Consider the following 13,473-nt stretch of genomic DNA (forward strand, 5'->3'; position numbering starts at 1 on the left):
ACTTCCAACCGCCGAATACCCGGCCTATTCCGCGACGAAGCGCGCCCCCGCACGGTCCTTCACCGTCGTCGCCGGGTCGAAAACCATCCCGTTCATCGCGATATAAACCCCGGGCGGCAGCGTCTGCACCGCCGCCAGCGCAAAGCCGACGTTGAATTCGGCATCGCTCGCGCGCACCGATGCCGGCTGCATCGCGCCGGTCATCACGATCGTCTTGCCCGCAATCCCCGCCAGCACACGCCCGGTGACGACCATCGTGTCGGTGCCGTGGGTCACCAATATGCGGTCGGCATCGCTGGCCGCGACCGCGGCGCGGATCGCTTCGCGATCGGCATCGTCGAGCTCGAGGCTGTCCTTGCGCATCAGCGGGGTGACGCGGTGCGGGACGTGGACGTTGTTTTCGCGCAGCAGGTCGGGGATCGCCGCGGGGCCGATCTGGAACTCGCTCAGCGCGTCGAAATAGACTTTGTCGATCGTCCCGCCGGTGGTGAAGATGTCGATCACGCCAAAGCCTCGGCAATCAGCCGCCGCGTGTTGTCGACCCCGAACAGCGCGATGAAGCTGCCCATCCGCGGCCCGGCGCTCGACCCGAGCAGGGTTTCGTACAGCGCCTTGAACCAATCGCGCAGGTTTTCAAAGCCATAGGCCTCGTTCTTGCCAATCTCGTAAACAATGTTCTGGATGTCGTCGGGCGTGGCGTCGGCGGGCAGCGCGGCGAGCTTTGCATCCAGATCCGCGAGCGCCGAAACTTCCCCGCCCACCGGCTTGCGGCGGTTCAGGGTCGGCGCGACATAGTCGCGGGTATACGCCATCGCATTGTCGATCAGCCGGTCGAGCTCGGGATAGGTCGCCGCGTCGGCGCCGGGGACGTACTGGCCCAGATAGCGCCATATCTGCGCCTTCGACGCATCGGCGCCCATCACCGCGACCAGATTGAGCAGCAAGCCGAAGGTCACCGGCAGTTCGGTCGCCGGCATCGCCTCGCCGCGCGCCGCGTGGACGTGATGGACCGGATTGCCAAGCCTTTTGTCGGGCTCCTGCGCCGGATACGTCCCGCGCATCTGCAGATATTCGTCGACCGCCTTGGGGATCACGCCGATGTGCAACTGCTTCGCCGCCTTTGGCTCGCGATAGATATAAAAGGCCAGGCTTTCCTCGCTGCCATAGTCGAGCCATTGCTCGAGGCTGAGGCCATTGCCCTTCGACTTGGAGATTTTCTCGCCCTTTTCGTCGAGGAACATCTCGTAGATCAGCCCCTCGGGCTTCTGCCCGCCGAGCGCGCGCGCGATCTTGCCCGACTGGACGCCGCTGTCGGTCAGGTCCTTGCCATACATCTCGTAATCGACGCCGAGCGCGACCCAGCGCATCGCCCAATCGACCTTCCACTGCAGCTTGGCACCGCCGCCGAGGATCGAGTGGGTGATCGTCTGACCCGCATCCTCGAACGACACCAGCCCCGCCTCGGCATCGACGACCGTAACCGGCACCTGCAGCACGATCCCCGATTTCGGGCTGACCGGCAGGATCGGCGAATAGGTCGCGGCGCGTTCGGCGCGCAGCGTCGGCAGCATGATGTCGAGAATGTCCTGATTGTGGCGGAGGACATTTCGCAGCGCGTCGTCGAACGCCCCCGAGCGATAGCGTTCGGTCGAGCTGACGAACTCGTAATCGAAGCCAAAGCGGTCGAGAAACTCGCGCAACAACGCATTGTTATGGTGCGCGAAACTTTCATGGGTGCCGAACGGATCGGGGATCGCGGTGAGCGGCTTGCCGAGATATTCGCGCAGCATGTCGCCGTTCGGCACATTGTCGGGCACCTTGCGCAGCCCGTCCATGTCGTCGCTGAATGCGACGAGGCGGGTCGCGGCGCCGCCAGTCAGCGTTTCATAGGCGCGGCGGACCATCGTCGTGCGCAGCACTTCGTTGAAGGTGCCGATGTGCGGCAACCCCGACGGCCCATAACCCGTTTCTAACAGCACGGGGGCGCCGCCGGGCTTGCCCTGCGGATAGCGTTTCACCAGCTTGCGCGCTTCCTCGAACGGCCAGGCCTTGGACGATTGCGCGGGCTCGCGCAGCGACGGATGAAGATGCAAGTCGGTCATGGCTGCGCCCATAGCGGCAACCGGCCCCGAATCGAAAGGCAAATTTGCCCCAGCCCCCCAACCCCCCGGCGCATCATGGTTACCCGAAATTTACCATGTTCGCGCTAAGCCCGGCCGATGACCAGCTCGCGACCGCCCCTGCCCCGCGCCCACCGCCGCACGCCGACCGACATCGACGTCATCGTCAACGGCGTCCTGAATCAGGTCGAGGGCCGCCTCACCGACCTGTCCGAAGGCGGCGCCCGCATCGACGGCGTCAGCATGCCGGAGCGTTCGCGCTGCGAAATCCATTATGGCGGCCAGACGGTCTACGCGGTCGTCATGTGGGCCGAATTCGACCGCATGGGGGTCCGCTTTCCGTATGAACTCACCCACGGGCCGCTGCACCAGGCGCTCGAACGGGCGCGAAATACGGCTGCGATCGATTCCGCGCAGATTTTCCGCCGCAATCGGCCGAGCGGGTTCGGGCGGCGCGGACTATATTGATCCTGGAGCACAGGATGGTCTGACCGGAGCGGCCCTGGACCAATCCTATATTCGGGCGCCAGCCTTGCCGCGTTCCTCTTTTGTCCCTAGCGTGGCGCGATGGCGCCCGATCCGCTCTCCCTCCCCGCAATCCATGCGAGCCACGTCGGCATCTGGCTCGCCGATCCGCATCGCGGCGTCCAGCGCGTCGGGCGCGGCGAGGCGATCGCCGCGGTCGCGGCGACGCCGCACCTGCTGCTCGGCGCGACGCTGGCGGGCGACCGGCTCGGCTATCCCGAACTGTCGGGTCTCGACCTGCTCGAACTGTTCGCCTTCCTCTATCCGGCGCGCTTCGCCGTGCCGACCCCGGCGGGCATCGCCGCGGCGATCGGGCTCGATGCGCCGCGCGCCGAAGACGATATCGCCGCCTTCCTGCCGCGCGCCGCCGCCGCGATGCTGGCGAGCGTCGACGATCCCGACTGGCCCGAACGCGAAGGCGCGTGGCACGCGCTGCAGGCGCTCGGGCGCCAGCGCTGGCCGTGGACGCCGCTGCTCCAGCCGCGCCTCGCGCCGCCCGAACAGGCCGATCGCTGGCTGTTCGCGCGGCTGCCCGAATGGGAGGAGGCGCCGCCCCGTCCCGCGCCGCGCCAGGTGGCGCTGAACCCCGACGACGTCGCGGCGCGGCTCGACCGGCTGACCGGCGACGGCGCCGAACGGCGCGCGGGGCAACAGGATTATGCGCGCGCCACCGCCGCGATCTTCGCACCGCGCGAGCGCAAGGACGCGCCGCAGATGCTCGTCGCTGAGGCCGGCACCGGGATCGGCAAGACGCTCGGTTATCTCGCCCCTGCCAAGCAGTGGATCGATCAGTCGGCGGGCAGCGTCTGCATCTCGACCTTCACCAAGGCGCTGCAACGGCAATTGGCGCGTGAGACCGAGAAGCTGTATCCCGACGCCGCGACGCACCGCGAAAAGGTCGTCGTGCGCAAGGGACGCGAAAACTACCTCTGCCTGCTCAACCTCGAGGATGCGCTGCAGGGCGGCTTTTCGGGCCGCGCCGCGATCCTGGCGCAGCTTGTCGCACGCTGGGCCGCCTACAGCCGCGACGGCGACATGATCGGCGGCGACCTGCCCGGCTGGCTGCCGGCCTTGTTCCGCCGCAACGGCACCACCGCGCTCACCGACCGGCGCGGCGAGTGCATCTATGCCGGCTGCCCCCATTTCCGCAAATGCTTCATCGAACGCTCGGCGCGCGCGGCGACGCAGGCCGACATCGTGATCGCCAACCATGCGCTGACGATGGTGCAGGCCGCCCGCCCGCGCGACGGCGGGGCGCCCGCGACGCGGCTGATCTTCGACGAGGGCCATCATCTGTGGGACGCCGCCGACAGCATGTTCGCCGCCGCGCTGACGGGGCAGGAAGCGGTCGAAATCCGCCGCTGGGTGCTGGGGCCGGAAGGCAAGTCGCGCGGGCGGCGGCGCGGCCTCGCGGCGCGGCTCGCCGATGTCGACAGCTATGACGCGGCGGGCGACAAGGCGATCCAGGCGGCGATCGCGGCGGCCGCTGAGTTGCCGGGCGACGGCTGGCTCGCACGCATCGCCGAGAATGAGCCGTGGGGCGCGATCGAGCGGCTGCTCGTCGCGGTGCGCGCGATGACCTATGCGCGCAGCGTCGACACCCGCGGCCCCGACAGCGGTTACGGCCTCGAAACCGAACTCGCCGACCCCGACCCGCAGCTGGTGACCGCCGCGGGCGGCGCGAGCGATGCGATCGAGGCGCTGCTGCGGCCGCTGATGGCGCTCGGCAAGCGGCTCGACGCGCTGGTCGACGATCCGCCCGACTGGCTCGACGGCCAAGCGCGCGCGCGCGTCGACGGGGCACGGAACAGCCTCGGCACGCGGGTCGACACGCTCGGCAGCTGGCTGTCGCTGCTCGGGCGCGTCGGCGGCCCCGCCGATCCCGATTTCGTCGACTGGCTCGCGGTCGATCGCTACGACGGGCGCGAGTTCGACCTCGGCCTCCATCGCCACTGGCTCGATCCCGCGCGGCCGGTCGCCGAGATCGTCTACCGCCCGGCGCAGGGCGTCCTCGTCACCTCGGCAACGCTGCGCAGCGGCCATGGCGGCCAGGATGCGCAGGGGGGCGGCTGGACCGACGCCGACATCCGCACCGGGGCGCGGCATATGGAAGGCAGCGTCCGCCATTTCGCCGTCCCCAGCCCGTTCGACTATGCCCGCCAGTCCGAAGTGCTGATCGTCACCGACATCGCGCGCGGCGACCTGCCTGCGCTCGCCGGCGCCTACAGCCGGCTGATCGAGGCGTCGGGCGGCGGCGCGCTGGGGCTGTTCAGCGCGATCCGCCGCCTCCGCATCGTCCACGCCCGCATCGCCGATCGTCTCGCGCGCGCCGGGCTGCCGCTCTATGCCCAGCATGTCGATCCGCTCGACACCGGCACCCTCGTCGATATCTTCCGCGCCGAACCGCACGCCTCGCTGCTCGGCACCGATGCGCTGCGCGACGGCGTCGACGTCCCCGGCGACTCGCTTCGGCTCGTCGTCATGGAGGGCGTGCCCTGGCCGCGCCCGACGATCCTCCACGCCGCGCGCCGCGCCGCGCAGGGCGGCAGCGTCTATGACGACAGCGTCATCCGCACCCGCATCGGCCAGGCGTTCGGCCGCCTGATCCGCCGCGCCGACGATTTCGGCCAGTTCGTGATGCTCTCGCCCAGCTTCCCGTCGCGGCTGCTCAGCGCCTTTCCCGACGGCACCCCGATCCGGCGGCTGCCGCTCGACGAGGTCGTGAACCATGTCGCCGCGGCGAACGTCCGGCACCGGCAAAGCGCATATGCCGCCTTTTCACCGTCATGACTTTGCGGCACAAGGCGGCAGGAACGAGGGCATAAGCGCGACGCGCGGGGAGAAATTTTGAAGACTTTGACGATCCTGCGCCATGCCAAATCGGGCTGGGACGCCGCGGTGGAGCGTGATTTCGACCGCCCGATCAACGCCCGCGGCCGCCGCGGCGCCGAAGTCGTCGGCCAATATCTGAAACGCCAGAAACTGCCCGTCGACCGCATCGTCGCCTCGCCCGCGGTGCGCGTCACCGAAACGCTCGACGTCTTTTTGCCCGCCGCCGATTTGGGCGCCATCGAGCCGCATTGGGACCGCCGCATCTACCTCGCGTCGGCGGCAACCCTGATCGACGTCGTGCGCGAGACCGGGCGCGATGCCGAGCACCTGCTGATTTCGGGGCATAATCCCGGACTGGAAGATCTGATCCTGATGCTCGTCCCCGAGTCCGACGGCCCCGGATCGGAGAGTGACAAATTGCGCGCGAAGGTCGACGAAAAGCTGCCGACCTCGGCGCTCGCACGGCTCGAGCTCGACATCGGCGACTGGCATGCCCTCGACACCGGACTGGCGCGGCTGACGATGTTCATCCGCCCGCGCGACCTCGACCCCGCGCTCTCGCCCGCGATGGACGACGATTAGCGGTTAACCGAGCGCTGCGGCGAGGCGCTGGCGAAGCACGATCAGCGCCTCGATCGGAATACCGCCGCGACCGGGCGTCGGCGCCGCGGGTACCACGGGCCGGGCCACCGGCGGCGCGTCGGCCTGCCCGCGTCCCGACAACGCCTTGCGCGCGCCCTCGACGGTGAAACCCTCGACATGCAGCAGCTGGTGGATGCGCTCGGCCAGCGCGACGTCGGCGGCGCGATAATAGCGCCGCCGCCCCGAACGCTGGAGCGGCTTCAGCTGCGGAAAGCGCGTTTCCCAATAGCGCAGCACGTGCGTCGGCACCCCGATCCGGTCGGACAGCTCGCCGATCGACAACATCGCGCCCGCCGCTTTGCCGCCGTCGCCGGACGGATCAATATCGGACATGGCCGAAGCCCGGCCTATTTGCCGGCGACGCGGGCACGCATCGTCTGGCTGGCGCGAAAGGTCATCACCCGCCGCGGCAGGATCGGCACTTCGATCCCGGTCTTGGGATTGCGGCCGATCCGCTGCGCCTTGTCGCGCAGCACGAAGGTGCCGAAGCCCGAAATCTTCACATGCTGGCCTTCGGCAAGCGCGTCGGACATGTGTGCCAGGATCGATTCGACGATATGCGCCGATTCATTGCGCGACAGGCCGATCTGCTGGTTGATCCGCGTCGCGATATCGGCCCGGGTAAGCGTTCCGGCGGTCATGATTTCCCTTCCCCCTCCTGAAGTGAATGTGATGCGCGGCACCCTGGCAGCCCCCACCGCCTCGAGTCCCGAAACATGCTTGTAACAAACCCGAATAAATCCGCCAAACTGAAACGGATGGATGGAGAAGTTGACGCGACGAATCCGTCGCCGCCCGAAACGGGGACCAATGTCGCCCCTGGCCGCTAAACGCGGAGCACCGCCGCGCCCCAGGTGAAGCCGCCGCCCATCGCTTCGAGCACGACCAGATCGCCGCGCTTGATCCGCCCGTCGCGCACCGCGAGGTCGAGCGCCAAGGGAACGGAAGCAGCCGACGTGTTGGCATGCTGATCGACGGTCAGGATGACTCGCTCGGCGGGCAAGCCCAGCTTTTTGGCCGTCGCATCGATGATCCGCTTGTTCGCCTGATGCGGCACGACCCAGTCGATGTCGCTCGGCGACAGCCCGACATCGGCCATCACTTCGCCGAGCACCGACGCCAGATTGGTGACGGCGTGGCGGAACACTTCGCGGCCCTGCATCCGGACATGGCCGACGGTGCCGGTGGTCGACGGGCCGCCGTCGACGTACAGCATGCCCGAATATTTGCCCTCGGCGTGCAGACGGGTCGCGAGGATGCCCTGATCGTCGTCGACATCCTTTGCCGACAGCACAACCGCGCCGGCGCCGTCGCCGAACAGGACGCAGGTCGTGCGGTCTTCCCAGTCGAGGATACGGCTGAACGTTTCGCTGCCGATCACCAGCGCATGTTTCGCAGCGCCGGTGCGCAGCATCGCGTCGGCGACCGACACGGCATACAGAAAGCCCGAGCAGACCGCGGCGACGTCGAACGCGATGCAGTCGGGCGCGCCGAGCAGCGCCTGCACCTTCGTGGCGCTGGCGGGAAAGGTGTTGTCGGGGGTTGCCGTCGCGACGATGATCAGGCCGATGTCGGCGGCTTCCAGCCCCGCCGCGGTCAGCGCTTTCGCCGCCGCCGCCGCGCCCAGCGTCGCGGTCGTTTCATCGGGTTCGGCGATGTGGCGAAAGCGGATGCCGGTGCGCTCGACGATCCATTCGTCGCTGGTGTCGACGCGCTCTGCCAGCTCGGCGTTCGACACGCGGGTGCGCGGCAGCGCCGATCCCGTCCCGGCCAGCACGGCGCGCAAGGTCATGCCTTGTCCTGCGCGCGGAAATTGGCGAGATCGTCGGTCACCTGGCGTGTGATGTCCTTTTCGACGAGCTCGGCGCACAGGTGCACGGCGTTGGCCACGCCCTTGGCGTCGGCGCTGCCATGGCTCTTGAGTACGACGCCGTTGAGCCCCAGGAACACCGCGCCATTGTGGTTGTTGGGGTCGAGATGGTGGCGCAGCAACTCGGTCGCCGGGCGCGAGATCAGGAAGCCGATCTTCGAGCGCGTGGAGCTGGTAAAGGCGCGGCGCAGCAGGTCGGTGACGAAGCGCGCCGTCCCCTCGATCGTCTTGAGCGCGATATTGCCCGAAAAACCGTCGTGGACGATCACGTCGACGTCGCCGCGCGACAATTTGTCGCCTTCGATGAAGCCGCTGAATTCCATCGGCAGCCCCTTCGCGGCGCGCAGCATCGCCGCCGCGTCGCGAATTTCGTCGGTGCCCTTCAATTCTTCGGTGCCGATGTTGAGCAGCGCGACACGCGGGCGCTCCAGCCCCATCGCGGTGCGCGCATAGGCCGCGCCCATCACCGCGAACTGGACCAGATTGTTGGCGTCGCAATCGGTGTTGGCGCCCAGGTCGAGCATCACGACGTCATTGTCGCCGAGCGTCGGCAGCAGCGCCGCGAGCGCCGGCCGGTCGATGCCCGGCATCGTGCGCAGCGCCAGCTTGGCCATCGCCATCAGCGCGCCGGTGTTGCCCGCCGACACCGCGCCGCCGGCATCGCCGCGCTTCACCGCGTCGATCGCCAGCCCCATCGAGGTGCTTTTCGCCTTGCGCAGCGCCTGGCTCGGCTTGTCCTCGCCCGACACCACGCCATCGGTGTGGATGATGTCCGACGCGGCGCGCAGGTTCGGGTGATTGTCGAGCGCCGCCTTGATCCGCACCTCGTCGCCGACGAGGATGAAGCGCAGGCCGTCGTGCTGATGGCGCGCCATTGCGGCGCCGGCGCACATCACGCGCACGCCGACGTCACCGCCCATCGCATCGATTGCGATTCGCGGTGTCAGGCTCATACTGGCGCCCTCCGGCTAATGCTTAGGCGACCGACACCACTTCGCGGCCATTATAGTGGCCGCAGGCATTGCACAGATTGTGCGGGCGCTTCAATTCGCCGCAGTTCGGGCATTCCTGATAGGCTTCGACCTTCAGGCTGTCGTGGCTGCGACGCATTCCGCGCTTCGAGGGCGAGGTTTTTCGCTTGGGAACGGCCATGATTTTTCCTGCATTCTCAAATAGTGTGTCACGAATCGGCTACCCGGATTTGTCGCCCCCGTCGCCGGGAATGACTGGCCCGCCCGCCAGGCCGAAGGCTGTTCCTGCCGGTATTTGACAGGAAAATCTTCCGCCGGAGGGTGCCTCAACGCCAGAAGGTGTCGGGTGCCGGATCGGGCGCGGCTATAGCGTTTTTGCCTGCAAAGGCAAGCCCTGTGACAGGCGTTTCGTCCATCGCGGCCACCCCAAACCCGAAAAATGCCGCGCTTGCCCTGCCCGTCGGGCAATGCCACACCTCCGCCAACGCCGGCGTGGCCTGCACGCCGGCCAAAACGAGGGGGGAAGCCGAATGATCCTGTTGCCCATCAGCCTGACCATCGCCGCGGGGGCGGCGCTGCTCAATCTCTGGCTCAGCATCCGCGTCGGACGGGTGCGGACCAAGGAAAAGATCTTCGTCGGCGACGGCGGCAGCGAGGCCGTCACGCGGCGGATGCGCGCGCACAGCAATTTCGTCGAAAACACCGCTTTCGTGCTGATCCTGCTCGCGCTCGTCGAACTCGGCCTCGGCTCGTCGATGTGGCTGTGGGGGGTCGGCGCGCTCTACCTCGTCGGCCGCGTGCTGCATGCGCTTGGTATGGACGGGATGATGTGGGGCCGCATGGTCGGCACGATCGTCACGATGCTGACCCAGCTCGGGCTGGCGCTCACCGCTCTGGCGGTCGTCTATCTGACGCCGGTGAGCTTTACCTCGACCACCATCGAGGAAACCGCGGTCGTGGCGCCAGAATAACCGCTCCGTCCCTCCCGCTCGCGGGAGGGGCAGCGAGACTTGCGAGCTTGCTCGCTAGTCGCAGCGGGGTGGGCATAACCACGTCACTGCCCACCCCCAACCCCTCCCGCAAGCGGGAGGGGAGATCAGGCCGCGCCCATCGCCATGTCGCCGACATACGGATTCGTCCGCCGTTCGTGCGCGAAATTGCTGTGCGCGCCGTGCCCCGGCAGAAAGGTCGTGTCGCCGCCGAGCGGCCACAGCTTCTGCGTGATCGATGTGAGCAATTGTTGGTGATTGCCGCGCGGGAAATCGGTGCGCCCGATCGAGCCCTGAAAGATCACGTCGCCGACGATCGCCAGTTTCGACGGCGCATGGTGAAACACGACATGCCCCGGCGTGTGCCCCGGACAGTGAATGACGTCGATGGTCAGGTTACCGACGGTCACCGTGTCGCCGTCGACCAGCCAGCGGTCCGGCTCGAACGTCTCGCCGACCATGCCGAAGCGCGCGCCGTCCGCGGCGAACTGCTCGATCCAGAAGCGGTCGTCCTCGTGCGGCCCCTCGATCGGCACGCCCAGTTCCTTCGCCAGCATGCCCGCCTGCCCGCAATGGTCCATATGGCCGTGCGTCACCAGGATCTTTTCGACCTCGACCCCCGTCTGGCGCACCGCATCCTTCAGCTTGGGCAGGTCGCCGCCGGGATCGACAAAGGCCGCCTTGTTGGTCTCGGTGCACCACAAGAGCGTGCAATTCTGCTGGAAAGCGGTGACCGGCACGATCGCCGCGCGCATCGGGGGATTGGGAGCGTTCATGCCCGTGATGTGGGGAAACTCGCCCGAAATGACAAGCCACCTCTGCCGTCTCGCGGGTTTGACCCGTGCGCCGCCCCGCCATATTGTCGGCCGCCATGGCCCAGGCTTTTTCTCACGGCACCGTCCACCAGGCGGGCGACGACATGCAGGCGGCGCTCGCCGCCGATCCCGCCACGCTGGCGCTGTGGGACGGCCTGACCCCGCTCGGCCGCAACGAGTTCATCTGCTGGGTCGAGGATGCCAAGCAGGCGAAAACCCGCGCCCGCCGCATCGCGCGAACCGTGGAGGAATTGATCGAGGGCAAGAAACGCCCTTGTTGCTGGGCGGGGTGCATCCACCGCACCGACAAGCCGCCGAGCCGCTGGCAACAGGCGGTGCTGATCGACAAGCAGGCCAAATAGCGCCGCCTCAGCGCAGCGTCATCGTGTCGCCTTCGACATTCACCGCGTCGAGCTTCGACAAATAGCTTTGCCCGAGCAGCGACACCCCCATGTCGGCATCGACCACCGCCGCCTGCACGCCGCGCACTTCGATGCCGTCGATGTCGACGCTGTCCAGCATCACCGTGCGCATCGGCACGTCGCCGCCCGCGGTGCGCGCGGTGCCGCTAACCGGCAAGCGGTCGACGTCGATGCCGATCGCCTCGGCATCGCGGCGGGTCAGCGCGACGATCGAGGCGCCGCTGTCGACCATCACCCGGATGTTCGTGCCGTCGATGTCGGCATCGGCATAGAAATGCGAATCGCCGGCCCGCCCCAGCCGCACCTCGCCGGCAGCGGATGGCTCTGGAGCGGCCGACGACCAGCCGCCGTGCCGGCTGCGGTCGGTCGTCCAATTATCTTCGGCGGCCACGGCTGCGTCGCCGGCATCGTCGCGCAGCGACCGCCCGGCAAAGCCCGCCGTGGCAACCGAAAAGACGGCCAGTACCGCCGCAATCGCGATATAGCGCCCTAACATGGATGCGCTTGTCGCAGATCGGGGTGAGAGATTGGTTAAGCCGGTTCGCGGACCGACCGCTCTTCGGGATAGACCATATATTGCGTGATCCGCTCGCCCCCTTCGCTGAGGGCGCCGATGAAGATGCGTGCGCAGAGATAGGGTCGGTCGCGGGCAAATCCGGCATCGGCATCGTCGATCGGCCAAAGCCGCGCAGCGGCCGCCCGCTGCGGCGCGGCGCAGACGATCCCGCTGGTCGTATTCGCCATCGCCTCTGCGTTGCCCACCCGCGTCTGGTCGTCGGCCCACAGCGGCTCGCGCCAGCCGAAAACCTCGATCGCCGCCGTGCCATCGGCCGGAAGGACCGCCGCCGGAGAATCCGCCGCGGTGAGCGCCGCGACGCGGCTGGCGAGCCGGTCTTCGGCCATCGCCGCACCCGCCTCGTTGCGGAGCAATGACTTCAACGCCGCCGCGTCGCGCTTGACGAGCGCATCGAGCAATGGCGCGAAGGCCGCGCCCAGCGTGTCGCGCGCCTCGCCCGGCGCCATTGGCGACAGGTTGCCGAGCCCAGCGCTGGCGGTTCGCGCCGGGATACGTACGACGTCGGGCTTGCCGATTTCGGTCACCGTCGCGGCGTTCACGACGAGTCCGTAATGATAATGACAAAAGCCGCCAAGGAAGGGAATATCGCCCGCCGCGACGATGCGATCATAGACCGCCTTGCAACTGTCGATCCGGCCGGTGGCGCGGATAATCGCGGGCGCCGCACCGCGATCGCGGCCATAGAGACCAAGCGCCGCGCCGGTGCTGGTATAGTCGTTATAGATACGCTCCTGCCGGTAGCGCGCCTCATTGTCGGCCTGCAGGAAAAAGCCGAGCGCCCACCCCTCGACGGTCACGCAGCGTCCGACCGCCGCCTCACCGAGCGCGATGACCTCACCTATGGTCATCGCCGGGCTGTCGGCCGCCGAACAGGCCGGAGCGGCCTCGTCGCCCGCTTCGGCGGCCGCCGGGACCACTGCCACGCTGGCCGCGAGGCCCATCAGCACCGCCGCCAGCCGGGTTCTCATGACGCGATCTCCATCCATCCGGGCCGCAGCGACGCCGGGATATCCTCGACCCGCCGATGCTCGACCGACAGGCCAAGTTCGGGGTAGGCGACCATCTGCCGCTTTTCGTCGGCATCGGCGATCGGCACGACGACCAGCCGCCGGTTCACCTTGGCGCGCCAGTTCATCCGCGCGGTGTTTTCCTGCCCGACATAACAGCCCTTTGTAAAGCTGACCCCGCCCAGTTCGGCGGCATTGCATTCGAGCCACAATGTCGCCCCGTCGCCGAGTTCGGCGCGGCCCTCGGTAACCCCGAGCGACAGGCGGTGCGCGCGCCAGGCATCGTCGGCGCCTGCGTGACCATCAGCGGGCGCCAGCCAGCGCCGGCCGAGCGCGGGCAACCGCGGATCGACGACCCCGACATCGCCGTCCCGCGCCCAATGCACGCACAGCTCGGGCTCGCGCTCGATCGTGATCGCCCGCCGCAGCCGATAGAGCGTCAGCCGCTTGGCGAGATCGCCCGCGGCATCGCGCTCGCAGTCGATCAGCACGTCCTCCCCGTCGCTCCAGATCAGGAAATCGAACAGCGCCTTGCCCTGCGCCGACAGCAGCGCCGCCCACACCGGCAGTTCGCCCGACGTGTCGTTGGTGACCAGCCCTTGCAGGAAGCCGCGGACGTCGTCGCCCGACAGACGGATCAGCGCGCGGTCGACCAAAGTCGTCGGGAGGGTTGTGTTGGCCATGCCCCGACAATAGGGAGCGC

General features: G+C 68.0%; 16 protein-coding genes. 5 read left to right on the forward strand and 11 right to left on the reverse strand.

The window, feature by feature from the left end:
* Positions 1 to 24: 24 nt before the first annotated feature.
* Together HEQ22_RS09240 and HEQ22_RS09245 are read right to left on the reverse strand one after the other, a co-directional pair.
* The gene (locus HEQ22_RS09240) at positions 25 to 504 is read right to left on the reverse strand and encodes an asparaginase domain-containing protein (protein ID WP_432767615.1); all 480 of its coding nucleotides are present in this window, start codon (positions 502 to 504) and stop codon (positions 25 to 27) included.
* Positions 501 to 2,102 carry a lysine--tRNA ligase gene (locus tag HEQ22_RS09245; RefSeq protein WP_432767616.1) on the reverse strand — a complete coding sequence of 534 codons (1,602 nt, stop codon included), beginning with the start codon at positions 2,100 to 2,102 and terminating at the stop codon, positions 501 to 503. The genes HEQ22_RS09240 and HEQ22_RS09245 overlap by 4 nt, the downstream gene beginning before the upstream one ends.
* A 117-nt stretch (positions 2,103 to 2,219) precedes the next feature.
* Here HEQ22_RS09245 and HEQ22_RS09250 point away from each other — a divergent pair, with 117 nt between their 5' ends.
* The 3 genes from HEQ22_RS09250 to HEQ22_RS09260 all read left to right on the forward strand — a co-directional run bounded on the left by HEQ22_RS09250 (position 2,220) and on the right by HEQ22_RS09260 (position 6,059).
* A complete protein-coding gene (locus HEQ22_RS09250; RefSeq protein ID WP_432767617.1) occupies positions 2,220 to 2,588 on the forward strand; it encodes a PilZ domain-containing protein in 369 nt (122 codons plus the stop codon).
* Positions 2,589 to 2,687: 99 nt separating this feature from the next.
* Positions 2,688 to 5,435 carry an ATP-dependent DNA helicase gene (locus tag HEQ22_RS09255; RefSeq protein ID WP_432767618.1) on the forward strand — a complete coding sequence of 916 codons (2,748 nt, stop codon included), beginning with the start codon at positions 2,688 to 2,690 and terminating at the stop codon, positions 5,433 to 5,435.
* Positions 5,436 to 5,492: 57 nt separating this feature from the next.
* Positions 5,493 to 6,059, forward strand: a complete 567-nt coding sequence (locus HEQ22_RS09260) for a SixA phosphatase family protein (RefSeq protein ID WP_432767619.1) — start codon at positions 5,493 to 5,495, stop codon at positions 6,057 to 6,059.
* Between the two features lie 3 nt (positions 6,060 to 6,062).
* On the opposite strand, the gene HEQ22_RS09265 is transcribed toward HEQ22_RS09260, so the two are convergent.
* The 5 genes from HEQ22_RS09265 to rpmF all read right to left on the reverse strand — a co-directional run bounded on the left by HEQ22_RS09265 (position 6,063) and on the right by rpmF (position 9,141).
* Positions 6,063 to 6,452 (reverse strand): MerR family transcriptional regulator, encoded by a 390-nt coding sequence (locus tag HEQ22_RS09265; protein ID WP_432767620.1) that lies wholly within the window; start codon positions 6,450 to 6,452, stop codon positions 6,063 to 6,065.
* A gap of 14 nt (positions 6,453 to 6,466) precedes the next feature.
* Positions 6,467 to 6,760, reverse strand: a complete 294-nt coding sequence (locus HEQ22_RS09270) for an integration host factor subunit alpha (protein WP_432767621.1) — start codon at positions 6,758 to 6,760, stop codon at positions 6,467 to 6,469.
* Between the two features lie 185 nt (positions 6,761 to 6,945).
* Positions 6,946 to 7,911, reverse strand: coding sequence for a beta-ketoacyl-ACP synthase III (locus HEQ22_RS09275; protein WP_432767622.1), 966 nt, complete (start codon positions 7,909 to 7,911; stop codon positions 6,946 to 6,948).
* Entirely contained in the window at positions 7,908 to 8,942 is a 1,035-nt protein-coding gene (gene plsX, locus HEQ22_RS09280; protein WP_432767623.1) for a phosphate acyltransferase PlsX, read from the reverse strand. Before plsX ends, HEQ22_RS09275 begins: the two co-directional genes overlap by 4 nt.
* Before the next feature lie 22 nt (positions 8,943 to 8,964).
* Entirely contained in the window at positions 8,965 to 9,141 is a 177-nt protein-coding gene (gene rpmF, locus HEQ22_RS09285) for a 50S ribosomal protein L32 (protein WP_184100850.1), read from the reverse strand.
* Positions 9,142 to 9,490: 349 nt separating this feature from the next.
* Between rpmF and HEQ22_RS09290 the strand changes: the two genes are divergently transcribed.
* Positions 9,491 to 9,931: an MAPEG family protein gene (locus HEQ22_RS09290; protein ID WP_432767624.1), complete on the forward strand. Its 441-nt coding sequence runs from the start codon at positions 9,491 to 9,493 to the stop codon at positions 9,929 to 9,931.
* A 125-nt stretch (positions 9,932 to 10,056) separates the two neighbouring features.
* Here the strand turns inward: HEQ22_RS09290 and HEQ22_RS09295 are convergent, their stop codons facing one another.
* Complete coding sequence (locus HEQ22_RS09295) at positions 10,057 to 10,725, reverse strand: MBL fold metallo-hydrolase (protein ID WP_432767625.1); 669 nt, start codon at positions 10,723 to 10,725, stop codon at positions 10,057 to 10,059.
* A gap of 95 nt (positions 10,726 to 10,820) precedes the next feature.
* Here HEQ22_RS09295 and HEQ22_RS09300 point away from each other — a divergent pair, with 95 nt between their 5' ends.
* Entirely contained in the window at positions 10,821 to 11,126 is a 306-nt protein-coding gene (locus HEQ22_RS09300) for a YdeI/OmpD-associated family protein (RefSeq protein WP_432767626.1), read from the forward strand.
* Between the two features lie 7 nt (positions 11,127 to 11,133).
* Here HEQ22_RS09300 and HEQ22_RS09305 read toward each other — a convergent pair whose 3' ends face one another.
* From HEQ22_RS09305 to HEQ22_RS09315, 3 genes are read right to left on the reverse strand one after another with little or no spacing between them, the layout of a single operon-like run.
* Entirely contained in the window at positions 11,134 to 11,682 is a 549-nt protein-coding gene (locus HEQ22_RS09305) for a retropepsin-like aspartic protease family protein (protein WP_432767627.1), read from the reverse strand.
* A 35-nt stretch (positions 11,683 to 11,717) separates the two neighbouring features.
* Positions 11,718 to 12,731, reverse strand: a complete 1,014-nt coding sequence (locus HEQ22_RS09310) for a hypothetical protein (protein ID WP_432767628.1) — start codon at positions 12,729 to 12,731, stop codon at positions 11,718 to 11,720.
* Positions 12,728 to 13,453 carry a YgfZ/GcvT domain-containing protein gene (locus HEQ22_RS09315; RefSeq protein ID WP_432767629.1) on the reverse strand — a complete coding sequence of 242 codons (726 nt, stop codon included), beginning with the start codon at positions 13,451 to 13,453 and terminating at the stop codon, positions 12,728 to 12,730. The genes HEQ22_RS09310 and HEQ22_RS09315 overlap by 4 nt, the downstream gene beginning before the upstream one ends.
* Positions 13,454 to 13,473 lie beyond the last annotated feature (20 nt).

This window comes from Sphingopyxis sp. (assembly GCF_050916055.1).
In the GTDB taxonomy this organism is placed as follows: Bacteria; Pseudomonadota; Alphaproteobacteria; order Sphingomonadales; family Sphingomonadaceae; genus Sphingopyxis.

What these genes read in the sequence shown, in the direction of transcription:
- HEQ22_RS09245 (WP_432767616.1), bottom strand. Translation starts at nt 2,102, where the DNA reads ATGACCGACTTGCATCTTCATCCGTCGCTGCGCGAGCCCGCGCAATCG.
- HEQ22_RS09250 (WP_432767617.1), top strand. Translation starts at nt 2,220, where the DNA reads ATGACCAGCTCGCGACCGCCCCTGCCCCGCGCCCACCGCCGCACGCCG.
- HEQ22_RS09255 (WP_432767618.1), top strand. Translation starts at nt 2,688, where the DNA reads ATGGCGCCCGATCCGCTCTCCCTCCCCGCAATCCATGCGAGCCACGTC.
- HEQ22_RS09265 (WP_432767620.1), bottom strand. Translation starts at nt 6,452, where the DNA reads ATGTCCGATATTGATCCGTCCGGCGACGGCGGCAAAGCGGCGGGCGCG.
- HEQ22_RS09270 (WP_432767621.1), bottom strand. Translation starts at nt 6,760, where the DNA reads ATGACCGCCGGAACGCTTACCCGGGCCGATATCGCGACGCGGATCAAC.
- HEQ22_RS09275 (WP_432767622.1), bottom strand. Translation starts at nt 7,911, where the DNA reads ATGACCTTGCGCGCCGTGCTGGCCGGGACGGGATCGGCGCTGCCGCGC.
- plsX (WP_432767623.1), bottom strand. Translation starts at nt 8,942, where the DNA reads ATGAGCCTGACACCGCGAATCGCAATCGATGCGATGGGCGGTGACGTC.
- rpmF (WP_184100850.1), bottom strand. Translation starts at nt 9,141, where the DNA reads ATGGCCGTTCCCAAGCGAAAAACCTCGCCCTCGAAGCGCGGAATGCGT.
- HEQ22_RS09290 (WP_432767624.1), top strand. Translation starts at nt 9,491, where the DNA reads ATGATCCTGTTGCCCATCAGCCTGACCATCGCCGCGGGGGCGGCGCTG.
- HEQ22_RS09295 (WP_432767625.1), bottom strand. Translation starts at nt 10,725, where the DNA reads ATGAACGCTCCCAATCCCCCGATGCGCGCGGCGATCGTGCCGGTCACC.
- HEQ22_RS09300 (WP_432767626.1), top strand. Translation starts at nt 10,821, where the DNA reads ATGGCCCAGGCTTTTTCTCACGGCACCGTCCACCAGGCGGGCGACGAC.
- HEQ22_RS09305 (WP_432767627.1), bottom strand. Translation starts at nt 11,682, where the DNA reads ATGTTAGGGCGCTATATCGCGATTGCGGCGGTACTGGCCGTCTTTTCG.
- HEQ22_RS09310 (WP_432767628.1), bottom strand. Translation starts at nt 12,731, where the DNA reads ATGAGAACCCGGCTGGCGGCGGTGCTGATGGGCCTCGCGGCCAGCGTG.
- HEQ22_RS09315 (WP_432767629.1), bottom strand. Translation starts at nt 13,453, where the DNA reads ATGGCCAACACAACCCTCCCGACGACTTTGGTCGACCGCGCGCTGATC.